The sequence below is a fragment of the Streptomyces sp. NPDC002004 genome (assembly GCF_053593975.1).
The window spans coordinates 503,360-525,739 of record NZ_JBSFDP010000002.1; the positions used below are offsets into that span (position 1 = coordinate 503,360).

General features: G+C 68.8%; 24 protein-coding genes. 16 read left to right on the forward strand and 8 right to left on the reverse strand.

All coding sequences use genetic code 11. The annotated features are described in order from the left end of the window. Positions 1-56: 56 nt before the first annotated feature. Entirely contained in the window at positions 57-773 is a 717-nt protein-coding gene (locus ACWCP6_RS05280) for a hypothetical protein (RefSeq protein WP_450930965.1), read from the forward strand. 166 nt (positions 774-939) lie between these two features. On the opposite strand, the gene ACWCP6_RS05285 is transcribed toward ACWCP6_RS05280, so the two are convergent. The 8 genes from ACWCP6_RS05285 to ACWCP6_RS05320 form a co-directional block, all read right to left on the reverse strand. Further along, a complete protein-coding gene (locus tag ACWCP6_RS05285; protein WP_450931116.1) occupies positions 940-2,646 on the reverse strand; it encodes a chitinase in 1,707 nt (568 codons plus the stop codon). Between the two features lie 263 nt (positions 2,647-2,909). Beyond that, entirely contained in the window at positions 2,910-3,407 is a 498-nt protein-coding gene (locus tag ACWCP6_RS05290; protein WP_450930966.1) for a hypothetical protein, read from the reverse strand. Further along, the gene (locus ACWCP6_RS05295; RefSeq protein WP_450930967.1) at positions 3,407-3,838 is read right to left on the reverse strand and encodes a DUF3592 domain-containing protein; all 432 of its coding nucleotides are present in this window, start codon (positions 3,836-3,838) and stop codon (positions 3,407-3,409) included. The genes ACWCP6_RS05290 and ACWCP6_RS05295 overlap by 1 nt, the downstream gene beginning before the upstream one ends. A gap of 78 nt (positions 3,839-3,916) precedes the next feature. Continuing rightward, complete coding sequence (locus tag ACWCP6_RS05300; protein WP_450930968.1) at positions 3,917-4,486, reverse strand: hypothetical protein; 570 nt, start codon at positions 4,484-4,486, stop codon at positions 3,917-3,919. Positions 4,487-4,517: 31 nt separating this feature from the next. After that, complete coding sequence (locus ACWCP6_RS05305; protein WP_450930969.1) at positions 4,518-6,176, reverse strand: hypothetical protein; 1,659 nt, start codon at positions 6,174-6,176, stop codon at positions 4,518-4,520. A 171-nt stretch (positions 6,177-6,347) separates the two neighbouring features. Further along, on the reverse strand, positions 6,348-6,782 hold the full coding sequence (locus ACWCP6_RS05310; protein WP_450930970.1) for a hypothetical protein: 435 nt from the start codon (positions 6,780-6,782) through the stop codon (positions 6,348-6,350). An 82-nt stretch (positions 6,783-6,864) separates the two neighbouring features. Then, positions 6,865-7,452, reverse strand: coding sequence for a hypothetical protein (locus tag ACWCP6_RS05315; protein WP_450930971.1), 588 nt, complete (start codon positions 7,450-7,452; stop codon positions 6,865-6,867). A gap of 31 nt (positions 7,453-7,483) precedes the next feature. Further along, positions 7,484-9,454: a hypothetical protein gene (locus ACWCP6_RS05320; protein WP_450930972.1), complete on the reverse strand. Its 1,971-nt coding sequence runs from the start codon at positions 9,452-9,454 to the stop codon at positions 7,484-7,486. 136 nt (positions 9,455-9,590) lie between these two features. On the opposite strand from ACWCP6_RS05320, the gene ACWCP6_RS05325 reads away from it, so the two are divergent. The 15 genes from ACWCP6_RS05325 (at position 9,591) to ACWCP6_RS05395 (ending at position 22,380) form a co-directional block, all read left to right on the forward strand. Then, positions 9,591-10,037: a DUF3592 domain-containing protein gene (locus ACWCP6_RS05325; RefSeq protein ID WP_450930973.1), complete on the forward strand. Its 447-nt coding sequence runs from the start codon at positions 9,591-9,593 to the stop codon at positions 10,035-10,037. A gap of 435 nt (positions 10,038-10,472) precedes the next feature. Continuing rightward, positions 10,473-11,315 carry a hypothetical protein gene (locus ACWCP6_RS05330; RefSeq protein WP_450930974.1) on the forward strand — a complete coding sequence of 281 codons (843 nt, stop codon included), beginning with the start codon at positions 10,473-10,475 and terminating at the stop codon, positions 11,313-11,315. 66 nt (positions 11,316-11,381) lie between these two features. Continuing rightward, complete coding sequence (cpaB, locus tag ACWCP6_RS05335; RefSeq protein ID WP_450930975.1) at positions 11,382-12,089, forward strand: Flp pilus assembly protein CpaB; 708 nt, start codon at positions 11,382-11,384, stop codon at positions 12,087-12,089. A gap of 7 nt (positions 12,090-12,096) precedes the next feature. Continuing rightward, entirely contained in the window at positions 12,097-13,365 is a 1,269-nt protein-coding gene (locus tag ACWCP6_RS05340; protein WP_450930976.1) for an AAA family ATPase, read from the forward strand. Positions 13,366-13,408: 43 nt separating this feature from the next. Continuing rightward, on the forward strand, positions 13,409-13,810 hold the full coding sequence (locus ACWCP6_RS05345) for a TadE/TadG family type IV pilus assembly protein (RefSeq protein ID WP_450931117.1): 402 nt from the start codon (positions 13,409-13,411) through the stop codon (positions 13,808-13,810). 23 nt (positions 13,811-13,833) lie between these two features. Next, on the forward strand, positions 13,834-14,199 hold the full coding sequence (locus tag ACWCP6_RS05350; RefSeq protein ID WP_450930977.1) for a TadE/TadG family type IV pilus assembly protein: 366 nt from the start codon (positions 13,834-13,836) through the stop codon (positions 14,197-14,199). Positions 14,200-14,239: 40 nt separating this feature from the next. Next, complete coding sequence (locus ACWCP6_RS05355; RefSeq protein ID WP_450930978.1) at positions 14,240-15,577, forward strand: CpaF family protein; 1,338 nt, start codon at positions 14,240-14,242, stop codon at positions 15,575-15,577. Positions 15,578-15,587: 10 nt separating this feature from the next. Further along, complete coding sequence (locus tag ACWCP6_RS05360) at positions 15,588-16,523, forward strand: type II secretion system F family protein (protein ID WP_450930979.1); 936 nt, start codon at positions 15,588-15,590, stop codon at positions 16,521-16,523. A 9-nt stretch (positions 16,524-16,532) separates the two neighbouring features. Next, entirely contained in the window at positions 16,533-17,420 is an 888-nt protein-coding gene (locus ACWCP6_RS05365; RefSeq protein ID WP_450930980.1) for a DUF5936 domain-containing protein, read from the forward strand. Positions 17,421-17,427: 7 nt separating this feature from the next. Continuing rightward, positions 17,428-18,825, forward strand: coding sequence for a sensor histidine kinase (locus ACWCP6_RS05370; protein WP_450930981.1), 1,398 nt, complete (start codon positions 17,428-17,430; stop codon positions 18,823-18,825). 35 nt (positions 18,826-18,860) lie between these two features. Next, positions 18,861-19,940, forward strand: a complete 1,080-nt coding sequence (locus ACWCP6_RS05375; RefSeq protein WP_450930982.1) for a response regulator — start codon at positions 18,861-18,863, stop codon at positions 19,938-19,940. Positions 19,941-20,202: 262 nt separating this feature from the next. Continuing rightward, positions 20,203-20,433, forward strand: coding sequence for a Flp family type IVb pilin (locus ACWCP6_RS05380; protein WP_450930983.1), 231 nt, complete (start codon positions 20,203-20,205; stop codon positions 20,431-20,433). Positions 20,434-20,438: 5 nt separating this feature from the next. Next, positions 20,439-21,122 (forward strand): pilus assembly protein TadG-related protein, encoded by a 684-nt coding sequence (locus tag ACWCP6_RS05385; protein ID WP_450930984.1) that lies wholly within the window; start codon positions 20,439-20,441, stop codon positions 21,120-21,122. Between the two features lie 32 nt (positions 21,123-21,154). After that, positions 21,155-21,724: a hypothetical protein gene (locus tag ACWCP6_RS05390; protein ID WP_450930985.1), complete on the forward strand. Its 570-nt coding sequence runs from the start codon at positions 21,155-21,157 to the stop codon at positions 21,722-21,724. 8 nt (positions 21,725-21,732) lie between these two features. After that, entirely contained in the window at positions 21,733-22,380 is a 648-nt protein-coding gene (locus ACWCP6_RS05395) for an OmpA family protein (protein WP_450930986.1), read from the forward strand.

Consider the following 22,380-nt stretch of genomic DNA (forward strand, 5'->3'; position numbering starts at 1 on the left):
ATGGTGTTGCCGACCGAGGTTCCCGATTCACAGGCCGATCCGCCATACTGCCCGCCGTGGAGCAGCGCATAGGTCAGAACCTCACGCCCCCTGTCACCGCGGCCGCGACCGACCCGGCGTACATCCCCGGGCTCATGGCCCCGCGCGGTGCCGCGCCTGCGGACGCCGCACCGGAACGGAAGGAGGAGGACGAGACGGCGGAGCACGGACCCGAGGCCGGGGTAGACGCAGACATGGACGCCGACGCCGACGCCGACGCAGATGGCGATGGCGATGTCGAGCGCGACGTGGAGGATGCTTCCGGCGTCGGTGACGACGGCTCGGACTCCTCCGCGGACGGCATCTCCGGTTCCGCGGACACCGGCAGCGATACCGCGGACACCGGCGCGGATACCGCGGTCGGTACGTCTGATGCCGCGGGACCGAAAGCCGTCACCGGCCCCGTCTTCGACGTCTCCGACCGCCGTGGCTCGATCACCCTCGACTCCACCGGCGTGCGGTTCACCCTGGACGACCAGGAGGCCGAGTGGACGTGGGACGAGATCGCGGCCGTGGAGTACGCGACGGCCCGGTTCGGGCGGCGCCTCACCGTGACCGTGCACACGCCCAACAAGCGCTGGTATCCCGCCGAGGTGGAGGCCCCCGCCCGGGCCCGCCTCAAGGAGTGGGCCGCGCAGCTGGACGAGGTGCTGGACGCCCACTTCGAGGACGAGGACAAGGGCGCGAACACGGACGCCGGTAAGGCCGAGGTCGAGGCCGGGTCCAACGCCTGACCGGACGGGGGCGAAGGGCGCCGTGGACGTGCGGCCCCGGTCCTCCCTGCCCATGGACGCGGTGCAGCGCCGCCGGGGGGGCTTTCGGCGGCGCTGCGGTCGGGGAGACGCTCCGGAGAGCAGTCCGGGGAACGGCTCGGGGCCGGACCCGGACGGCGGACCGGGATCAGGGCAGCGCGTGCACGTGCGCCCCGACGCCGTTCGACCAGGCATTGCCCGCCGACGCGTCCCAGTTGGTCGACCAGGTCATGGCGCCGCGCAGGTCCGGGTACGTCTTCGACGGCTTGAAGGAGCCGCAGCCGGTGCCCTTGGCGAGGCAGTCGAGCGCGTTGTTCACGACGGTCGGGGAGACGTAGCCGCTGCCCGCCGCGCTCGTCGACGCCGGGGTGCCGAGGCCCACCTGGGACGGGGCGAGGCCGCCCTCCAGCTGGATGCAGGCCAGGGCGGTGAGGAAGTCGACGGAGCCCTGGCTGTAGACCTTGCCGTCGCAGCCCAGCATCGAGCCGCTGTTGTAGTACTGCATGTTGACGACCGTCAGGATGTCCTTGATGTTCAGGGCCGTCTTGAAGTACTCGTTCGACGTCGACTGCATGTCGATGGTCTGCGGCGCCATCGTGATGACCAGCGACGAGCCCGCCTTCTGCGACAGGGAGCGGAGCGCCTGGGACATGTACGTGGCGTTCAGACCGTTCTCCAGGTCGATGTCGACACCGTCGAACCCGTACGTCTGCATCAGCGAGTAGACCGAGTTGGCGAAGTTCGTCGCGGATGCCGAGTCGTTGACCGAAACGGTGCCGTTCTGGCCGCCGATCGAGATGACGACCTTCTTGCCCGCCGCCTGCTTGGCCTTGATGTCCGCCTTGAACTGGTCGACGGTGTAGCCGCCGAGCCCGGCGGAGTCGAGGTTGAAGGTGACGGCGCCGGGCGTGCCGGTGGCGTCGGCGAAGGCGACCGCGATGATGTCGTACTGGGACTGGACGGCGGACAGCTTCTGCACGGTCGCACCGTTGTTGAAGTTCTGCCAGTAGCCGGTCACGGCGTGCTTGGGCAACGCGCCGCCACCGCCTCCGCCGCTACCCGACGTGGCCGTCCGTCCCGTCACGGCCGTCGACTTCGGTGATTCGCCGGCCGAGTTCGTCGCGGTGACCTGGAAGGAGTACGCGGTGTCGGCGGCGAGGCCCGTCACGGTCGCCGACGTGCCGCCGGCCGCCTGGACCTTCGTACCGTCCCGGTAGACGTTGTACCCGGTCGCGCCGGAGACCGTGTTCCAGGAGAGGGCCACCGACGAGGAGGTCGTGGCGCCGGTGGTGAGGCCGGTCGGGGCCGCCGGCACCGTCGGCGCCGGGTCGCCGCCCCCGCCGCCGTCCGGGCCGAGCACCGAGACGTCGTCGGCGTAGTAGGCGGCCTGGCCGTACCAGCCGTGCAGATAGACCGTGACGGAGGTCGTCGACGCGCCGGTCGTGAAGGTCGTGGTCAGCTGCTTCCATGAGGAGGAGTCGGGGGTCCACGTCGACACGTCGGTCGTGCCGGTGCCTGTGGCGCCGAGGAAGGCGTATCCGCCCTGAACCCAGGCGCTCAGGCTGTACGTCGAGTTGGGCTGCACGGCCACGGTCTCGGTGCACTGGGCGTCGTCCTGCCCGGTCGGGGTGGCCTTGAGCGCGGCGGCACCGCCGTGCACGGGCGAGGAGACGGTCGTGCCGCTGTTCGCGGAGCACGTCCAGTTGGTCAGGCCGGACTCGAAGCCGGCGTTCTTGGCGTTGTTGACGTCCGCGGCGGCGGCGTCCGTGGCGAACCCGGTCAGGGTGAGGACGGACGCGACGAGCCCGGCGGAGAGGACGTCGGCCCACCGCCTTCCGCGTCTGCGTACGGGCATGCCTGATGCGCGGTCCACTGCTGCCTCCTGGGAGGGGGGTGAGGAGAGGAGGGGGGAGGGAGGGACGTGCTACGGAACGGTGGCCACCGTTAGCCGTACAAGTTGGTCCAGACCATTGAGGTTGTCAAGACCTCTGGAGCTCCCCGGTCCATGAGTTCCGCGCGGTCAACTCGCTTGAAAGGCAAGCCAGTACGGCTGCACGACCCCTCCGTCGCGCACTCCCTGTGCCGCGCGCCCGGTCCACCGCCCACCCCGCCGGCCGTTCAGCCCGACCGACTCTCCTGCCACGCGCTCAGCAGCCACCCCAGCCCGCACCCCGCGAGCAGTACCGCCGTCGACATGCCCACCGCGAGCGCGCCGAACCCCGGGCGGTCCCAGGACACCGTCAGGGTCAGCACCTGCGCCGCCACGGGCACCCCGAACGCCGCGGCCGCGTGCCGCACCCGCAGCTCCCGCTGCTCCTCGGGGTGGGCGCGGGCCGCCGCCCAGGTGGTGAGCATGAGGCACAGCAGGTTCGGCAGATGGACCAGCAGCAGCGCGCCCCCGAAGGACTGCGGGCCGCGCGGGCCCACGAGCGTGTCGTACACGGCCCGCATCTGGACGTACTCGGAGACCAGCAGCACGAGGATGCCCGCCGCCCAGGCCCGCGTCATCGCGAACAGTGCGCCGCCGCTCCCTGCGGAGCCCTGCCGGGTTCGAGCTGAGGGGAACCCCGTGCCCGGGGTCCGCCGCTGCCGCCCGGCCGTCGTACGGACGTCCATCAGTGGCCTCCGAAGACCTGGTAGAGGAAGAGGGTGGCGAAGCCCAGTGCCGCCATGCCGCAGCCGGCGATCAGGGCCGCGGACTGGAGGACCGGCGACCAGCTGCCGCGGCCCGCGATGGTGGCGGTCCGTGCGGGGTTGCGCGGGTCGTACGTGACGGTGACCTCGGCGCCGACGCCGGTCGACCGGCCGGCCAGGTCCTCGAACTCGACCTCGTGACCGTCCGCCGTCCGGAACGCGAAGAAATGGCGTTCCGCGTCGGACCGGTTGTACGGCTCGGTCTCCACCCGGACGCAGGTGCCCGAGGTGCGCACCCCGGTGCGCAGCATCCGCACCACCGTCACGAGCCGCCGCGCGTACTTCATCGTCAGTGCGGCGAAGAACACCATGAGCGCACCGAGCACGAGGTAACCCGCGCCGGGTACCGCCATATCTCCCGCTCCTCCCTGTCCCGTGCCGTCGTCGGACTCCGCCCGCTCATCGGGCGGACGGGAGTCCGACGACACGCATCAGTGCACCTGCACCGAGTCGATGATCTTCTTCAGGTCGTTGTCGGCCAGCGCACCCTTCCGGGCGTCGATCCGCACCGCGAACGTCTTCTTCTTCGAGTCGAGCCCGGTCAGGATCACGCCCTTGATCCGGGTGCCCTTCGGCGGCAGGCCGTCCCGGCCGGTGGAGCTGAACTCGAAGTCGACCCGTTTGGCGTCGTCCGTGCCGGCGAGCTTCACGCCCTTCGTGCCCCCGAGCGTGGAGCCCAGCTGCACGCCCGCCTCGGCACCGATCGCGGCCTCCTCCGCCGAGTCGGCGTTGGTGAAGTTCAGCTGCACGGTGATCGTCGAGACGGTGGTCCCGCCCTCCTTGCGGACCGCGGCCGCCGCGTTGTACTTGCTGCGCTCGGCCGCGCCCTGCGCCACGTAGCCCTTCGGGTACGACACGTCGACGCCCTTGGTCCTCAGCGTGCCCCAGCCCTCCGGAGCCGAGCCGGCGCCCTGGCGGTCGCCGCCGCAGCCGCTGAGCGTGAGGACCGCGGCGCACAGGCCGGTGACCAGACCGACGGTGGTGGTCCTGCGGGTCTTCATGCGTGATCGCTCCTGTCCGTCCCGGGCCGAGTCACTTGGCACAGTAGCTGTAGGGCACGTACGTCCGCCGGTCGTCGTGCGGGGCGCCGAGGAACTGCGCGTCGTTCAGTATCTGCTCCTTCTTCTCGGTGCTCACCGAGAAGCCGAGGCTCAGGCCGAGGTTCAGCTCGAACCCGTACTCCGCGGCGCTGGTCTGCCCGGTGTAGAGGGTCTTGCTGGACTTGCCCTTGTCGAAGAGCAGCTGTCCGAAGGGGTCGTCGGCGCCCGGACGGCTCGTCGGCGCGTGGTCGTCGAACATGTAGGTGAAGGGAGCGGCGTTGTCGCCGTGGCCGTCGAGCCACGTCTGGGCGATCGCCCGGTCCTTGTCGCCGTCGGCGCCCGGGTCGAAGCTGATCGAGTTGGTGTCGACCTCGATTCCGCTCTCGTTGTCGCTGCCCTTGACGCCCGCGCTGCCGCCGCGCTTGTCGTCGCCGCTCTTGCCGTTGTCGCCGCCGACCTTGGCGCCGTCCTTGGTGGCGCCCTTCTCGACGGTGCTGGTCATGTCGATCCGGATCAGCTTGCCGGTCTTCTTGTCGTGGGTGACCGTGATCGTGCCGGTGCGGGTCGTGGACGCGGAGGACTCTCCGCTGATGGGGCCCGCCTCGTAGCCGAGTTTCGAGCCGTACTCGATCGACGCGGTGTAGGTGTAGGACTTGGTGTTCTTGTACCGGTTGTCGGTCCACGTGACGTCCGGGGCGAACTTGAAGTTGCCCCCGAGGGACGCGCTCAGCTTCTTCTCGTCGCCCGCCGACAGCTTCATGCCGCCGGCCGCGGAGGCCTCCAGGCCGAGCTTGCCGTAGGTGATCTGGCGGTCGCCGCCCAGGCCCTTCTTGACCCGGTCGTACGTCTCCTCCTCGTCCTTGAGCGGGCCCGTGTCGAAGAGGTACAGGATGCTGTCGCCGACACTGGCGTCGGCGCCGCCCGGCATCTTGCGCCGCTCCTCGTACATCTGGAGCTTCTCGATGTCGTCCCGGAACTTCTTGGCCTCCTCCGGGCTCTCGAACACCCAGGTGTCGCCGTTGGTCACCTTGACGCCCGCGCCCAGCTCGACCTTGTCGGCACCGAACTTGCCGACCTTCATGCCCGGCTTCCAGTCCTTCTTCGCGGCGACGGACGCGGCGTCCGTGAAGGTCACGTAGACCATCTCGTCCTTGTCGTCCACCTTGCCGTCGTGGTTGACGTCGGTGTTCGCCTTGAAGTGCTGCTCCTGGAAGCCGTACTCCTCGCCGAACTCCCAGAACAGCACCTTGGCCTTGGCGCCCGCCTTGTCGGTGATCGAGGAGATCTGGCACAGCGGCGGTTCGAAGTCGGCGTCGGTGAGCGGCCTGCCCGAGCTCGTGCCGGGAGCACCGCAGTTGCTGCCCCCGGTGACCTTGCAGATCTGCGTGGCGATGCCCTGGTACAGGGTCTTGCCGAGATCGGTGCCGGCGACGCCGAGCACGAGCGCGACGACCACCACGACCATTCCGAGGAACTCGGTGGCGGTCGCGCCACGGTCGTCCCGGAGCCGGACGTGGCCGGTGCGCCCGTTCCCGCCGTCGGTGCGCCGTGTGCGCTCCTGCCCTCGCCCCGCGAGGTGGCCTTCCCGGCGCTCGCCGCGCCGGGAACCGCCGCGTCTGCCCGCCTGCACTGTGCCGCCCCCGTGTGCCATGCGACGCCTCTCCCTGTCCGTGGGCCGTCCCTGGACGCGCACGGTCCGGTATCGCGGACCATGTGCCGGGCCGCGATCGTAGGGGCGGGGCGTACGCCGGCGCGTGGGTCCGTGGGCCCAGTCACGGGCCCAGAATGCGGTGGGCGCGGTGGCGAGGCCGGGAAGCGCCGGTTACTGCGTCAGCAGCAGATACGACATCAACAGCCCGAGCGCACTGAAGACTCCCGTGATGAAGATGCCGAAGAACAGCCCGAACAGCGGTGACCAGGCACCGCCGGGGCCGATGACCGTCGCGGTCCGCTTCGGGTCACGGCGTTGGTAGCGCACCGTGACGGCTTGGTCCAGGGCCATGAACATGGCGTCCTCCTGGAACTCCACCCACTGCCCCTGTGCGTCCTCGAAGCCGTAGACGTGATGCCAGTAGGTCGTGCCGTCCGAACTCTCGGACGAGAAGCGCCGCACGCATCGGCCCTGTGCACGCTCGCCGGCGAACACCGAGCGAAGTCTGCGCGTCAGCAGCCGAACGAGATGGCCGCAGCCCACGCAGAAGGCGGCGGTGACCAGGACTACCAGGACGATGACGAGCACGGAACCCTCCACGGGCATGCGTGAGAACGTGAGAGAGGGCCGGAGGGCGGGTGTGCCGATCGCCCGGCGCGAGCCGGGCGATCGACGGTGTTCGGGGAGGTCAGCCGACCTGGATCGACTTCACGATCCGGTCCACGTCGGAGGCGGGAACGGCGCCCTGCTTCCAGACCGTACGGACCAGGAACGGCGAGCCGTCGGCCATCCCGACCACGTCCGTGCCCTCGACCTCCGTGCCGGCCGGAGGCATGTGCTCGGCGCCGTTGGACTTCTGGGGTGCGTAGACGGTGCGTCGGGCCGCATCGGAGCCCTTGACCCGGATGTTCTTCTCGCTCTCGGATCCCGCACCCAGGACGTAGGTCGCCCGGGCGCCCTGCGAGGCCATGTCCACGTCCGAGGTCTGCATGAACTTCGGACGGAGCTCCAGCTCGGCCACGACCTGCCCGTTCCGGGTCAGCGTGGCGGCCACGCCCTTGGCCTTGCCCGACCGGCCGGGCGGCAGCGCCTTCCACCCCTTGGGGTAGCCGACGGTCACGCCCTCGCTCTTCAGGCTTCCCCAACCGGCGGGTGCCGCCGAAGCCGCGTCATCGTTGCCGCAGCCGCTCGCCAGCACGGCCACGAGGGTGGCCGCGGCGATCGTTGCGGCGGTGCTCCTGACCTGTCGCAGCCCGGTGCTGGTCTTGCTGGTCATGCCGGTTCTCGCTCTCTGTCCTGCTCACTCGTCACTTCGCGCAGAGTCCGAAGGGGACGTAACCGCGCTTGCCGTCGTGCGGGGCGCCGAGGAATTTTGCCTCGCCGAGCTGCTGCACGTCCTTCGAGAAGGATGCCTTGTAGCCCACGTCCGCGACCGCGAGGTTGAGCTCGAACCCGAACTCGGCGGCGTCGCCGACGCCCTTGTACTGGGTCAGGCTGGACTGGCCCTTGTCGAACATGAGGCGGTCGAAGTCGCCACCGTTCTTCGGGGCTTCGGTCGGGGCGTCGTCCGAGAACAGGCTGGTGAAGGCTGCCGTCTTGTTGTTCTTGAGCCAGTCCTCGGCGACCTTGCGGTCGCTGTCCACACCTGGTTCGGCGTCGTCGAACTTGAGCGAGTTGGTGATGGTCTTGGTGTAGGTCCTGTCCTTGGTGGAGCTACCGCCGATCTTGCCCTTCGTCTTCTTTCCGTTCTCGTCCTCGGTCGTGCCCTCCTTGCTGCCCTCGACGCTGTTCTTCACGCTTCCCTTGAACTGGGAGGTGTGCGTGATGATGATCGACTTCAGCTTGTGCGGGCTGTGCACGTCCCGGTTCACGGTGACGGTCGCCGTCCGCTTGCCGCTTCCCTCGGGCTTGGTGGCGGCACCGTTCTTCTTCCCCTCGAGGTTCAGTCCACCCTCCAGCTCGAAGGTGTAGGTGCTCCCCTCGAGGCCGTTGATGGAGTCCCTGGTGATGGTCACCCCGGGAGCGGCCTTGACCTTGCCACCCAGCTTGGCGGCGATCGCCGCGTTCTCCTTGTCGTTCAGGGCGAAGCTCGCATTCGCGGTCCCCTCGAGGGCCACGGTTCCGTACGAGATCTTCTTCCCGTCTACGGTCTTGTTGATCTCCTTGTCGAGATCCATGTACCGCTTGGCGCCCTGAATCGACGCGAAGTCGCGTCCGTACTGCATCTGCGCCTTGGCGCTGGCCCGCTGGTCCAGCTTCTCGAGGAAGTCGTCCCGAGCCTTCTCGTTGTCGAATTCGAAGGTGTCGCCGTTGGTCAGCTTGATGCCGCCCTCGAGCTCCACCTCGGCAGGGGAATCGTCCAACTCTCCTGCTTTCAGGCCGAACTTGGGCGACCAGGCACCGCTCAGCTTTCCGGCCTGCGAGAAGGTGATGCGGTACTTGTGGACACTCTTCGGATTGCCGTTCCCGTCCTTGACCTGCTTGACGAAGTCGGACTTCTGGAACGCATATTCATTGCCCAGCTTGAACCAGAGCAGTTTGACTTCGTGGCCCGCTGTTCCCGATACGTTCCTGGTGTTGCACAGGGCGGGTTCGAAGTCCTCGTCGGTCTGCTTCGCCCCGGATTCCGCCCCGGAGTGTGCCGAGCAGTTCCCTCCGGTGAGCCTGCATATCTCCACGCGCAGGCGGTCGGCGAGCTCTCCACCGAGACCGGTGGCGGTAATGCCGGCCACGATGGCCACCACGACCACGACGGTACCGAGGTACTCGGCGGCTGTGGCGCCGGAGTCGCCCCAGAGGTGTCCGCTGCGACCCTGCCCGGCCTCCCACAGCCGGTCGACCAGCATTCCGCACAGGCCGCCCAGGGCGACACAGGCGGCCATCATGCAGATGCCCTCGAGCTGCAGAATGTCCCATTCGGAAAGAATGGTCCGCATCATTGCCAGTACGGGAACACCGCAGCCGGCGACGACGTGAAGGACGCGGGACTCGCGATGAGGCTCCCGGTGGACGCGTGCCGATGTCAGAACGGCGAGAAACGCGCAGACGGCGTTGGGCAGATAGATGAGTGCGAGCCGCCAGGCGAAGTGGGACAGGCGTTCCGGTGTGGCCGCGCTTTCCGGGATGAGTCCCAGTGCGGCCCCGGCGGCGTAGAAGACCACGATGCCTGCGGCCCAGGCGAGCATGAGCGAGAAGAACGCCCTCGAGCCTTCGCGGGAGGATACGCTGTACGGCTGTTTCCCGGGTATTCCTCGCCAGTTGCTCGATGTGCGGCTCATGTCGTGCTTTCGCTACCTCTCCGTGCCAGATTCTCGGCGGAGACGCTAGCGTGGGTATATCCCGAAGTCCTGGGTCCACGGACCCACCCGGGACCCAAAGATCATCAAGAAAACCTCAGATCGCCGGGAGTCATGGATGAGTGGAGCGGAAGGGCTGGCTACGGGGTTGCTCGTGTGCCTGCCCCTGGTCATGCTTGTGCCCCTCTTCGTCCATCTGCTGCGGCGGCTGCTGCGCATCCGCCGTGTCCTGTTCGGTGGAGCGACGGCAGAAGCCGAGTGCGTATCGGTCCGCAATGTGGAGTCCCGGGTCGACACCGTCAGTTCGCACCGCTACCACGTGTTCGCCTTCCAGGCCCCTGACGGTCGCCGTATCGAGTACGTGGAGGACGCCGCGGCCGCGTACACGCAGGTCGGCTACCGGACCGTGGTGCACTTCGATCCGGCGGACCCCGAGGGAACCGCGACCATCGCGGGCCGGGACGACTTGGCGCCGGTGATCGTCCCCGCCATCGCCTTCCTCGCCGTCACGTTCTTTCTGGGGCTCTTCGTCTGGCTGGCCATCAGTACGTTGTCGAATGGCTGAGAGGGCTTTCGAGGGGCCGCGACGACGCCCGCTCGCACCGGCATCCCGCCGGTGCGGCACGGCATTCGACAGTTCCGCGACCTGCGCTCCGAGTGACTCCCGTCACCTTTCGGGTTCTCTGCGGCGGTCGAGGGCGCCGCTTGTGAAAATTCTGTAGTCACTCACCCTGCGATCGTTCTGCGTTCAAATTTCAACTGGGTAACGCAAATTGGCCATTTGGCTTCAAGTGGACGTCCGTCCTGTCCATATCTGTACGCACTTGCCCATCTCTGAGCGTCTCATGGTTGCGTAATCAGTGTTCTCCGGGCCATAGGGCGTGGATAAAGTGCTGAGGTAGCTGTGCAGGGCTGCGAACGTCAGCGGCTGCGTGTCGCTGCAGCCGGAGTGAACGGGGAACTCGACGTGCCGACCGCAATTGCTGTCAGCAGCGCTGACATGGTGTTGCCGCCAAATGATCAGCAGACGCCGCCTGCCGTTCCACTGAGGGCCCCGGACGAACAGCCGCTCGAGCAGGCCCTGGTGGACATGCAGGTCCTGCTGGAGCAGCACGGTCATGTGATCGTCGTCTACTCCTCCGCGACCCCGCCGGCGATGGAGCGGCGGCTGCACACCATGCGTTCGATCATGGAGAGCGACCGTATCGCCCTGCTCAAGTCGGACCTTCCGCCACTCGGGGTGGCCGTGCTGGTGCGCCAGCTGCGCCAGCTGTCGGTCACCGACCTCTCGGCCGGTGTCGTGGCGTCCGCAGGACGGCTGCTCACCCACTACATCCACGCGGGCGCGGTCCTCAACTCCGTGGCCAAGCTCGACCGCGTTCCGGTCAGCCTCAAGTCCCACGCCAAGTCCTGGGTGCCCGGCAGTCAGTTCGGCGTGATCGCCAACCCCGCCCCGCAACTGGTGAGGATCGGTCCGGAGGCGAAGCTGTCCGGACCGGAGTTCGGCACCTGGCTCCTCGTCGCCAAGGGGCAGCTCCAGACCGACTGGGTGAGCGGGACCCTGGCGAACGCCTGGCAGGTCCAGGGGCTGCGCGAGGCCCAGCTCCCCGCCGAGTCGGAGCGGTGGTGGGGCACCGGCAAGCTGGTGGAGTTCGCGACCTATCTGCCGGACCTCTCCGTCCTGTACCAGCTCGTCACCTCGGTGCGCCGGGACCACTGTCACTGGTGCGGACTCGAACTCATCGGTGACCGCTGTGTGTTCTGCTCTGCCACCCCGCCGGTTTACGAGAACCAAAACCCCGCCGGCGGTGTCCTGAACCAAGAGGCCCGCGCGCGCCAGTGATGCGCGCCGGCTCGCCCGTCCCACAGTCCGCCCAGACCCCGTCCCCACAATGAGGTTGTACGGCTCATGAATTCCCGCCAGCGCCGCGGCGTCATACTCCTGCTCCTGTCCGTCCTGTGCGCCTTCGGCGCCTTCGCCGGTGTTCTGTCGGTGATCAGCGATGCGAAGTCCAAGGTCGGCCCGGAGGTCACGGCGTATCAGCTGAAGTCCGACGTCGCGCCCTACACGGTCTTGCGTACGAGCCAGTTCGAGAAGGTGTCGATGCCCAAGCGCTGGCTGTCGCGCAACGCCGTGACCGACATCTCCGAGATCAACGGCAAGATCGCGGTCACCCAGCTGCGCAGCGGCTCCCTGCTGCAGAACGACATGATCGTGAAGCGGCCGGCCCTGCAGCCGGGCGAGCAGGAGATCGCGATCATGATCGACGCCGAGACCGGTGTCGCCGGCAAGATCACCCCCGGCTCGACCGTCAATGTCTTCGCCACGTTCGCCGGCGACCGGCAGGGCGTCCCGGCCAAGTCGAAGATCATCGTCTCGAACGCCAGGGTCCTCGACGTCGGCAGGCTCACGCCCCTGCAGCCGAAGGAGGGCGACCGCGGCGGCCAGCCCACCGAGGCCGTGCCGATCACCTTCGCGCTCAACACGCTCAACGCCCAGCGCATCGCGTACGCGGAGTCGTTCGCGGAGCACGTCCGTCTCGCTCTCGTCGCGCCCGGCAGTGACACCACCATCCGTCCGAGCGAGCGGACCTACGAGCTCACCCAGGACAAGTGAGGTCTGCATGACCACGAGGATCCTTCCGGCGGTCGGTGACGCCGACGCGGCCAGATCCATCACCACCCTCCTCAGTCAGCTCCCCGACGCAGAGCCGGCCGCACCGGTCGTCGACTCGACACAGCTCATCGACATGCTCGCCCGACTGGCCGGTGAGTCGCTCGACGAGCTGCCCGAAGTGGTGCTGGTGCACGAGCGGATCGGCCCGGTTCCGGCTCTGGAACTGATCCGTGAGGTGGCGCTCCGCTTTCCCGCGGTCGCCGTCATCCTCATCACCGCGGACGCGAGCCCCGGACTGTTCGCCGCCGCCATGGACTCCGGGGCCCGAGGCCTGGTGGCCCTGCCGCTCAGCTACGAGGAGCTCGTCAGCCGTGTGCAGGCGGCCGCCCAGTGGTCCGTGGGCGTGCGCCGTCACCTGGGCCACAGCGGTGACGTCTTCACCGGGCCGGGCGGCACGGTCGTGACGGTGACCGGGGCGAAGGGCGGCGTGGGTACCACGCTGACGGCCATTCAGCTCGCTCTCGCCGCGCAGGCCTCGGGCAGCACCGCGGCGCTCGTCGACATGGATCTCCAGGCCGGAGACGTCGCCTCCTACCTCGACGTGCAGTTCCGCCGGTCCATCGTCGACCTCGCGGGGATCACCGACATCTCGCCGCGGGTTCTGGCCGACGCCGTGTACAACCACGACACGGGCATGGCCCTGCTGCTGGCGCCCGGCCACGGCGAGCGCGGCGAGGAGGTGAGCGACCGGGCGACGCGCCAGATCATCAGCGCCCTGCGCTCACGCTACGACGTCGTCGTCGTCGACTCCGGGGTGCAGATGACCAGCGCCAACGCCGCCGCCATCGAGATGGCCGACACCGCGCTGCTCGTCACCACCCCGGACGTGGTGGCCGTCCGAGCCGCCAAGCGTATGGTGCGCTTGTGGGACCGGCTCCAGATCCGCAAGGCGGAGGAGACCGTCACCCTCATCAACCGCTACACCCGCAACACCGAGATCCAGCCGGCGGTCGTTCAGAAGACCACCGGCACCCAGGTCGCCGGCATCGCCGTCCCCGCCAACTTCAAGGAGTTGCAGGGAGCGGTCGACGCGGGCCGGATCCAGGACCTCGACAGCAAGAGCGTTGTGAAGCAGGCCCTGTGGGGCCTCGCCGGCGAACTCGGCCTGATCCGGGTTCCCGAAGGCGCCGACAAGGCAGGGAAGTTCCGGGGCGACCGCGGTTCCGTCGGAATCCGCCGCCGTCGCGGGGGAACTGCCAAGGAGGGAGAGGGCTGACATGCGGGTCCGGGGGATACGACCACGTACGACCGCGGTCGTCATGACCGGCCGCCGGGGCGGAATCCGGCAGGGGGACCGCGGCCAGGTCACCATCGAGTTTCTGGGCATGACGCCGCTGATCATCCTGACGCTGGTGCTGGTCTGGCAGTTCGTGCTCGCCGGATACACGTACATGCTGGCGGGGAACGCGGCGGACGAGGCGGTGCACACGGCCGCTGCGGCGCCCAACTGGAACCGCGAGACCGAGTGCGAGCAGGCCGGCAGGGACAAGCTGCCGGACGCATGGCTGGGCGGCGCCCATGTCGAGTGCCACACCGACCCGGCCCGGGGATACGTCACCGCGAACGTGCGGCTCGACGTGCCCGTGCTCTTCCCGGGTTCCATCGCCTTCCCCTTCCGGGCGGAGGGCGACGCCGGCGCGCTCGAGGAGGAGACCAGGTGACGACGTCCGGGGGAGAGCACACCATGAGGCCCACACCCGAGAAGCGCACCCGGGACCGCGGCCAGGTCGCGCTGGAGTACCTGGGATTCATTCCCTTGCTGATCCTGGTGGCGATGGCGGCCCTGCAGCTCGGTCTCATCGCCTACACGTCCCAGCAGGCCGGCACGGCGGCGCGGACCGCTGCCCGGAGCGCCTCGCTCGGCAACCTCGCCTGGAGGCAGGACGGCAAGGACGCCGTGAGTGGCTGGGTCGCCGACGGGACCAGCTTCGAGAGGGCCGATTTCGGCAAGGAGGTGACCGTCACCGCCACCGTGAAGATTCCTTCGCTCGTCCCGGGCTGGGACTTCGACCCGGCGGAGAAGAAGGCCACCATGCCCTACGACGACTGACCCGGCCCGGGCAGACGCAACTACCGAGGAGTACGCATTCATGAGCCTGCGGGCACGCATCAACTCCCCCGAGGAGAGTGGGACACGGGGCGAGGACGGCCACATGGTCGCCACGTACCGGGCCAAGCTCCTGGAGGAGATCGACCTGGCGGAGATGTCCTCGCTCGCTGCCACCGAGCGCAGGGCCCGTCTGGAGCGCGTGCTCGGACACATCATCAGCCGCGAGGGCCCGGTGCTGTCCACCGTCGAGCGCTCGCAGCTGATCCGCCGCGTCGTCGACGAGGCGCTGGGGCTCGGCATCCTGGAGCCGCTCCTCGAGGACGCCTCCATCACCGAGATCATGGTCAACGGACCCGACACGATCTTCGTCGAGCGTGCGGGCCGGGTCGAGAAGCTGCCGATGCGCTTCGCGTCCCACGACCAGCTCATGCAGACCATCGAGCGCATCGTCTCCACCGTCAACAGGCGTGTGGACGAGTCGAATCCCATGGTCGACGCACGCCTCCCCTCCGGCGAGCGCGTCAACGTGATCATCCCGCCGCTGGCGCTCACCGGCGCGACGCTGACCATCCGCCGCTTCCCGCGCTCCTTCACCCTCCAGGAGATGATCGCCTTCGGCTCGCTGGACGAGCAGATGCTGCTGCTCCTCTCGGGTCTGGTCCAGGGGAAGTTCAACATCATCGTGTCGGGTGCGACCGGCACCGGAAAGACGACCCTCCTCAACGCGCTCTCCGGCCTCATCCCCGACGGCGAGCGCATCATCACCATCGAGGACTCCGCCGAGCTCCAGCTCCAGCAGAGCCACGTCATCCGTCTGGAGTCCCGGCCCCCGAACGTCGAGGGCCGCGGTCAGATCACCATCCGCGACCTGGTGCGCAACTCGCTGCGTATGCGCCCCGACCGCATCGTCGTCGGTGAGGTGCGTGGCGGTGAGTCCCTCGACATGCTCCAGGCGATGTCCACCGGTCACGACGGTTCGCTGGCCACCGTCCACGCGAACAACGCCGAGGACGCGCTGATGCGTCTGCAGACGCTCGCCTCCATGTCCGAGGTGGAAATCCCCTTCGAGGCGCTGCACGACCAGATCAACAGCGCCGTCGACGTGATCGTGCAGCTCACCCGGCACGCCGACGGCACCCGCAAGATCACCGAGATCGCGGTCCTCGACAGCCACGGCGGCGACCCCTACCGGATCGCCACCGTCGCGCGCTTCCATGCGCAGCCGATGGGCGCCGACGGCCGTATCCACGGTGCCTTCGAATACTTCCCGCTCCCGCGTCGCACGGCGGAACGCCTCTACATGGCCAGCCAGCCCATTCCGCAGGCCTACGGCGTCGCCACCTCCGTCGACCAGCTCGCCACCCGAGAAGCCAGGTAGGTATCCCCCCATGGACAACCTCGTTCCCCTGACGATGGGCGTCACGCTGCTGGCGTGCGTCCTCGTCGTCATGGGCATACACGCGTACGCGTCGGGCAGGGCCCAGCGCGACGCACTCGTCGACCGCCTGTCGACGACGGGCCAGATCTCGCTGGGCCGCCCCCGCCCGTTCCGTGGGATCGACCGCCGTGTCCGCCGCACCAGGTTCGGCAAGAAGCTGGAACGGAAGCTGGCTGCCACCGGCCTCGAGCTGACGCCGGGCGAGTTCTTCGTCTACATGGTCGCCACCGTGGCGGGCCTGTGGCTCATCGGCCAGGCCGCCCTGGCGCCGTTCTTCGGTCCGCTGAGCGGGCTGCTCGGCATCTACGTGGCGATGCAGTTCCTCAACTGGCAGCGGCAGCGCCGCATCGACAAGTTCATCAACCAGCTGCCCGAACTGGCGCGCATCCTCGCCAACGCCACCCAGGCCGGTCTGGCGCTGCGCACCGCGCTCAGCATGGCCGCCGACGAGCTCGAAGCCCCCGCGGGCGAGGAGCTGGGCAAGGTCTCCAACCAGCTCGCCGTCGGCCACTCCATCGAGGACGCCCTCGGCGAACTGGCCGAGCGTCTGCCGTCCCGCGAGCTCGTCGTCCTGGTGACGACGCTCGTCCTCTCCAACAAGGCCGGCGGTACGGTCGTCGGCGCCCTGCGCAACCTCACGGACACCCTGGAGGAGCGCAAGGAGACCCGGCGCGAGGTCCGCACCCAGCTGTCGCAGGTCGGCATGACCTCGTACGCCGTCCCGGTCATGGGCGTGGGCGCCCTGTTCCTCATGAACGGCGTCAAGGACGGGGCCCTGGACCGCATGACCGGATCGCCGACGGGCCAGATCTGCGTGATCGTCGCCTTCGCGCTGTACGCGATCGGCTTCGTCCTCATCCGCCGCATGTCGCGGATCGACGTCTAGGGGGCCGCGATGGGACTGATACTCGCCCTCGTGATGGGCCTCAGCATCTGGGGTGCCTTCCACGGCATCCGCATGTACCGCGCCGACGCCAAGCTGCCCAGCGACCTGGCCGTGGCACTCGAGGTCGGCTCGACCCGCACCGGCGCCGTGGACTCGCTCGTCGACCGGCTCGGCATGCCGTACGCACCGCGCGTGCTCAACCTGATGGGCCCCAAGCGGGTCAACAAGGTGCGCCGCAAGATCGACCTCGCGGGCAACCCCGGCGGTCTCACCATCGACCGCTACGCCGCCCGGCGCGCCGTCTACGGCGTCCTCGGCGGTCTCGGCGGTCTGGTCATGCTGTCCAAGGGCAGCGTCTTCGTCGCCCTGATCCTGTTCGCGTTCGGCGCCTTCTGGACGGAGGTCGGCATCTGGTCGGCCGTCCGCATCCGCAAGGACCAGATCGAGCGCACACTGCCCGACTTCCTCGACGTCCTCGCCGTCGTCGTCAGCGCCGGTCTCGGCTTCCGCCAGGCCCTGGACCGGGTGGCCAGCCACTACGAGGGTCCCTGGTCCGACGAGCTCCGGATCACCCTGCGCCAGATGGACATGGGCATGGGCCGCCGTCAGGCCTTCGCGGAGCTGCGCAAGCGCAACGACTCGGAGCAGGTCGCCATGTTCGTCACGGCGCTGCAGCAGGGTGAGGAGCTGGGTGCCCCCATCGTGGACACCCTTGTGTCCATCGCCAAGGACATGCGCCGCACCGACGCCCAGAACGCCCGCCGCAAGGCCGCTCGCGCAGTGCCCAAGGCCACGATGATGATCACTACCTTCATGGTCCCGGCGACCATGATCCTCCTGGGCGCGGGCCTCATCCTGGGCTCCGGCACCGACTTCGGCTCCATCGCGGGCAGGTGAGGCGCCCGTGAAGATACGCCCGCCCCGGTTGCTGTGGGCGAGGGCAGCAACGGTGCGCCGGCCGGCGGAGATCACCACTCCGCCCGCCGGCACACTCCTGCCCCCGCACGCGGGTGGCCGGCATCCGGGGCACACCGGTGTCACTGCGGGGCCCGCGGGGCCCGCGATCAACATCCAGGTCAGTGCACTCCAGGCGATGTGCCGGCAGGTCTTCGGCTTCCGTCTGGCGATGATCGCGCTCGCTTCGCCGATCGCGCTCATGAACGCCGCTCCGGGCCTGGCCACCGAGCTGGTGGGTGCAGCGGTCCTGGTCACCTTCATGGGGTCGTACGCCCTCTTCCGGGACTGGGAGCGGTTCGGCCCGCTGCTCCTGCGGCATCCGTCGCTGCTGGCCCTGGACACCCTCTTCGGCTCGCTGCTGCTTATCGCGGCGGGTCCGGACAGCACACTGGCCTACGTCAGTGTCTGCACGCCCCTGCTGGCCGGACTGGTGTACGGCTGGCGCGGCGCGGCCTTCTTCGCGTGCCTGCAGTCCCTGATCCTCATGGCCGTGTACGGCAGCTCGGCGGCGGAGGCGACCTTCGCCAACTCCACCATTTTCCCCGGCCTCTGCATTGTCATCGGAGCCGTCGGCGTCAGCCTGCGCAAACTAATGCTGCGCTTCGGCGCGGCGACGGAGGCGCTGACCACCGTCCAGGCCCGGCTCGCGGTCGCCGAGGCGGTGGACGACGAGCGGTCCCGCCTCGCCCGCGAGATGCACGACTCCGTCGCCAAGACCCTGCACGGCCTCGCCCTCGCCGCCGACGGCCTGGTCGGCACCGCCGACCGCATGGATCCGCTCACGGTCAAGCACCAGGCCGAGCTCGTCGCCCGCTCCGCCCGGCGCGCGGCGTCCGAGTCCCGCGAACTCCTCTCCGATCTGCGCCGGGAGTCGGGACTGGACGGCGGCGTCGACATGCTGGGCGAACTCCGTTCCCGCACAGCGGACTTCGGGCGCCGCTCCGGCCTGCACACCAGCTACCGGCCGCATGGCGACGCGGACCTGCCCGCCATTCCGCAGGCCGTGGCCCGGCAGTTGCTGACGATCGCCTCCGAGGCCATGGAGAACGCCCACCGCCACGCCGGGCCCACCTACGTCGACGTGTCCGCCGGAGTGCTCGGCGACCAGCTGCGCATCAGCGTCTACGACGACGGCCGGGGCCTGCCCCCGGGAACGACGCTCGACGAGCTCCGGCGCGCCGGTCACTTCGGACTGGTGGGCATGGTCGAACGGGCGGCGTCCGTCGGGGCCCGCATCCGCATCGGGAGGGGCCGCGCCGCCAAGGGCACCGAGGTCCGCGTCGACCTGCCGCTCGCGGCGCTCACGGGCCGCCCCGCCGAAGCCGCACCAAAGGCACGACTTTGACCCCCACCCCCCACCCCCCGAGAGGAGGCCGCACGATGCCGGACCGAATACCCCACAGCGGCGGGCACCCCCATCCGCCCACCCATGTCTCCCAGCACACGTCGGCGCACACGGCCGCCCGATCCGAACACACTCCGTCCCACGGCTTCGCCGCGCAGCCCGCTTCCGCCGACCCGGGGAGCTTTCCGCCCCCACCCGCGCCTGAGGCCCCCACCGCTCTGAGGGTCGTCGTGGCCGACGACAACCCGGTCGTACGTGCCGGACTCACGGTCCTGCTCTCCGGCCGCGAGGACATCGAGGTGGTGGCGGAAGCGGCGGACGGCCGCCAGGCCTACGAGGCGGCCCAGCGGCACCATCCCGACGTGGTCCTGCTCGATGTGCGCATGCCGGGTGTCGACGGCATCTCGGCGCTGCCCTACCTGGTCCGTATCGCGCCGGTCATGATGCTGACGTACAGCCGGGAGAGCGAGATCGTGCGGGAGGCGCTCCGGCTGGGTGCCGGCGGATACCTGGTCCACGGCGAGTTCACGGCGGATCAGCTGGTGGCCGCGGTCCGGGACATCAAGGAGGGCCGTCCCCACTTCACGCACACGGCCGCCGGAGCCCTGCTGGCGCACGTACGACAGGACCCGGGCGTTGGCACGCCCCAGCCTCCGCTGCCCGACGGGCTGGGCGGGGCCACCGCGTCCCCTCTGGGCGACCCGAACACCTATGCGTACGGAAACGTTCCGACGGCAACCCCTGCGACTCCCTCCGCAACGCGATCGCAAAACGCCCCCTACGTGGCACAACACCCTTCCGAACGGCATGTTCACCCGGAAGGGGTTTCGCAAATGCAACCGGATGTGGCACAGTCTTCGTCTGGGTGGTTGCGGCCGAACTCGGTCGCGGTCAACAGGGAGGGCTTCGGGCTGAGTTCGAGGGAGGCGGAGATCATGGACCTGATCGCATCGGGCATGAACAACCAGCAGATCGCCGCCACTTGCTTCATCAGCGAGAAGACCGTCAAGAACCACATCAACCGGATCTTCTCCAAACTGCACAGCACCAGCCGCAGCGAAGCGGCAGCGAAGTGGCTCGGCACGGCGCCGGGCCAGGCGACGGGGAGAGGCTGACCGGAGATGTTCGAACGGGGGAGCGGCGGTCCGTGCGGCCCCGGCCGGCGGCCGGACTCGCGGGCCCACGCGGCACGAGGCAGGGCCCAAAGCGCGCTTTGGGCCCGGGGTTGGGCCCTGGGACCCTCTGGTGGGACCCCTCTCACGGCGTACGTTTCTCATGTCGACAGCGAGACCGGCAAGGAGGAAGCCGGAAGCGCGATCGACAACGAGACTCACACGTCGGCCGGTCAGAGGCCGGCCGAACCCGGAGGGGAACACCATGAGCGACGTCATGCTGAAGACCGCTGTTGCCGCCAAGGTCCGCGTGAACGGCTGGAAGAACACGACTGTCGAGGCCCTGCAGCGTCGCGGCGACAAGGGTCAGACCGCGGTCGAGTACCTGGGCATCATCGCGGTGGTCGTGGCGATCGTCCTGGCGATCACCGGCACGGACATCGGCAAGTCGATCTTCGACGCCATCAAGAACAAGATTACCGCGGTCACCAAGTAGAGCGGATGCAGCTCCGCAAGTACGGCGACGCAGGGCAGGCCTTCCCCATCTACATCACGGTGGTGGCGGGCCTGCTCTTCCTCGCGTTCGCCTTCCTTGCGGTCGGCCAGGCCGCGGCGACACGGAACGGTGCGCAGACCGCGGCCGACGCCGCCGCTCTCGCGGCGGCTCAGGACAAGCGGGATCAGCTCGCGGGCATGTGGCTCAAGAACGTGCTCGATCCGAGTCTCTGGCAGGAGATCTTCGACGGCAGGGTGCAGGGGCTCGACCCCTCCTGCTGGCGGGCCCAGCAGTTCGCCGACAGGAACGATGCTCACGTGGTCCCCAACGGCTGCAACCCCGTGTGGTTCCCGATGGGGTACGAGGTCGAGATCAAGACCGACAAGCCCGTGGGCGACAGCATCGTGCCGGGAACGGAACGGAAGTACGCCAACGCAAGGGCGACTGCCGTGATCGTGCCGCGCTGCCAGTTCGAATCGACCCCGCCCGACGACGGGGGCACTCCCAGCGCCGAGCCCACGGACCCGCCGTCCACTCCGGGCGACCCCGGGGACCCGGGTTCCGACAAGGGAAAGCCGAAGACGCTTCCCGAGCTCGAGTGCAAGGGCAAGAGCTGGCATCTTGACCCGGAGCACCTGACGGACCTGCCCGGTCCCGAGGACCTCTTCGACGTCCATCTGGCCGACTGACAAGCGAACGACGAACAAAGGAAACGGTAGTCATGAGCATTCGGTTCACTACGAAGGCCCGCAGGGGGATGGTCGCAGTGACCGTTGCGGCCGGCCTGGCCCTCGGTGTGGCCGGCTGCGGCGGCAGCGACAATCACGACAGTCCCAAATCATCCGCCTCCAAGGGTGGCTCTCACCCGAATGCTCAGACAAAGAATCCGGACCAGGTTCTTGCGGAACTCAAGGGCCAGGACGGCTTCCTTCTGACCATCAACTCGGCCGAGCGGGATTCCGGCGGCTTCCTCACCGTCAGCGGACAGCTGAAGAACGACAGCGGCGACATCAAGAACGTGTCCTCGGCTCTGAGCGGTGACGAGGAAGAGATCATGAAGCACGGTGTTTCTCTCGGCGGTGCCACGCTGGTCGACTCCGCCGGCAAGAAGCGCTACTACGTACTGCGGGACACAGAGGGGCGTCCTCTGACCACCAGTTCGTTCCCGGCGGTCAAGGCCGGTGAATCGGTACCTGTGTTCATGCAGTTCCCTGCGCCTCCCGCGAGCACCAAGGAAGTGACCTTCCAGCTTCCCACCTTCGCGACCGGCACCATCAAGATCTCCGGGTGAGGCCGACCATGACCCACACCCGTACACGCACGACGGCTCCACGCCTCGCGGCGACCGTCGTCTCCGTTTCCCTGCTGGTGGCCGCCAACGTCGTCGGGGCGACCCTCGCCCAGGCGGACGACAGCCCGAGCGCGCCGCCCGGTACCCAGCCGTCCGCCAGCGCGCCGGTCAAGGTCGACGCGAAGGACCCGGACCTGAAGCTCCCCGAGGGTGCGACGCTCGCCGCGCCCAAGGTCCTGGACATCAAGTCCGTCATCGAGGACCAGGGCGGCGAGGAGCGTCGTGAGGACACCAACCAGGTCGTGAAGTTCGCGCTCCAGGCTGAGGTCCTCTTCGGCAAGGACAGCGCGAAGCTGAGCGGCGCGGCGAAGTCCCGTATCGCGGCCATCGCCGAGGAGATCAAGAAGCAGGACCCGAAGAAGGTCCGTGTCTTCGGCTTCACGGACAACCTCGGCTCGTCCGCCCACGGCGACGTCCTGTCCAAGCAGCGCGCCGACGCCGTCCAGAACGTCCTGGACGACGAGCTGTCGGACTCGGGCATCACCTACGAGGTCCGCGGCTACGGCGAGCAGTACCCGATCGCCGACAACTCCACGGATGCGGGGCGCAAGAAGAACCGCCGCGTCGAGATCACCTTCCCGCGCTCCGGCGGCTGA

What these genes read in the sequence shown, in the direction of transcription:
- ACWCP6_RS05345 (WP_450931117.1), top strand. Translation starts at nt 13,409, where the DNA reads ATGACCGGCCGCCGGGGCGGAATCCGGCAGGGGGACCGCGGCCAGGTC.
- ACWCP6_RS05310 (WP_450930970.1), bottom strand. Translation starts at nt 6,782, where the DNA reads ATGCCCGTGGAGGGTTCCGTGCTCGTCATCGTCCTGGTAGTCCTGGTC.
- ACWCP6_RS05355 (WP_450930978.1), top strand. Translation starts at nt 14,240, where the DNA reads ATGAGCCTGCGGGCACGCATCAACTCCCCCGAGGAGAGTGGGACACGG.
- ACWCP6_RS05305 (WP_450930969.1), bottom strand. Translation starts at nt 6,176, where the DNA reads ATGGCACACGGGGGCGGCACAGTGCAGGCGGGCAGACGCGGCGGTTCC.
- ACWCP6_RS05295 (WP_450930967.1), bottom strand. Translation starts at nt 3,838, where the DNA reads ATGGCGGTACCCGGCGCGGGTTACCTCGTGCTCGGTGCGCTCATGGTG.
- ACWCP6_RS05390 (WP_450930985.1), top strand. Translation starts at nt 21,155, where the DNA reads ATGAGCATTCGGTTCACTACGAAGGCCCGCAGGGGGATGGTCGCAGTG.
- ACWCP6_RS05350 (WP_450930977.1), top strand. Translation starts at nt 13,834, where the DNA reads ATGAGGCCCACACCCGAGAAGCGCACCCGGGACCGCGGCCAGGTCGCG.
- ACWCP6_RS05315 (WP_450930971.1), bottom strand. Translation starts at nt 7,452, where the DNA reads ATGACCAGCAAGACCAGCACCGGGCTGCGACAGGTCAGGAGCACCGCC.
- ACWCP6_RS05290 (WP_450930966.1), bottom strand. Translation starts at nt 3,407, where the DNA reads ATGGACGTCCGTACGACGGCCGGGCGGCAGCGGCGGACCCCGGGCACG.
- ACWCP6_RS05380 (WP_450930983.1), top strand. Translation starts at nt 20,203, where the DNA reads ATGAGCGACGTCATGCTGAAGACCGCTGTTGCCGCCAAGGTCCGCGTG.
- ACWCP6_RS05285 (WP_450931116.1), bottom strand. Translation starts at nt 2,646, where the DNA reads ATGCCCGTACGCAGACGCGGAAGGCGGTGGGCCGACGTCCTCTCCGCC.
- ACWCP6_RS05375 (WP_450930982.1), top strand. Translation starts at nt 18,861, where the DNA reads ATGCCGGACCGAATACCCCACAGCGGCGGGCACCCCCATCCGCCCACC.
- ACWCP6_RS05385 (WP_450930984.1), top strand. Translation starts at nt 20,439, where the DNA reads ATGCAGCTCCGCAAGTACGGCGACGCAGGGCAGGCCTTCCCCATCTAC.
- ACWCP6_RS05365 (WP_450930980.1), top strand. Translation starts at nt 16,533, where the DNA reads ATGGGACTGATACTCGCCCTCGTGATGGGCCTCAGCATCTGGGGTGCC.
- ACWCP6_RS05360 (WP_450930979.1), top strand. Translation starts at nt 15,588, where the DNA reads ATGGACAACCTCGTTCCCCTGACGATGGGCGTCACGCTGCTGGCGTGC.
- cpaB (WP_450930975.1), top strand. Translation starts at nt 11,382, where the DNA reads ATGAATTCCCGCCAGCGCCGCGGCGTCATACTCCTGCTCCTGTCCGTC.
- ACWCP6_RS05325 (WP_450930973.1), top strand. Translation starts at nt 9,591, where the DNA reads ATGAGTGGAGCGGAAGGGCTGGCTACGGGGTTGCTCGTGTGCCTGCCC.
- ACWCP6_RS05330 (WP_450930974.1), top strand. Translation starts at nt 10,473, where the DNA reads ATGGTGTTGCCGCCAAATGATCAGCAGACGCCGCCTGCCGTTCCACTG.
- ACWCP6_RS05395 (WP_450930986.1), top strand. Translation starts at nt 21,733, where the DNA reads ATGACCCACACCCGTACACGCACGACGGCTCCACGCCTCGCGGCGACC.
- ACWCP6_RS05320 (WP_450930972.1), bottom strand. Translation starts at nt 9,454, where the DNA reads ATGAGCCGCACATCGAGCAACTGGCGAGGAATACCCGGGAAACAGCCG.
- ACWCP6_RS05300 (WP_450930968.1), bottom strand. Translation starts at nt 4,486, where the DNA reads ATGAAGACCCGCAGGACCACCACCGTCGGTCTGGTCACCGGCCTGTGC.
- ACWCP6_RS05340 (WP_450930976.1), top strand. Translation starts at nt 12,097, where the DNA reads ATGACCACGAGGATCCTTCCGGCGGTCGGTGACGCCGACGCGGCCAGA.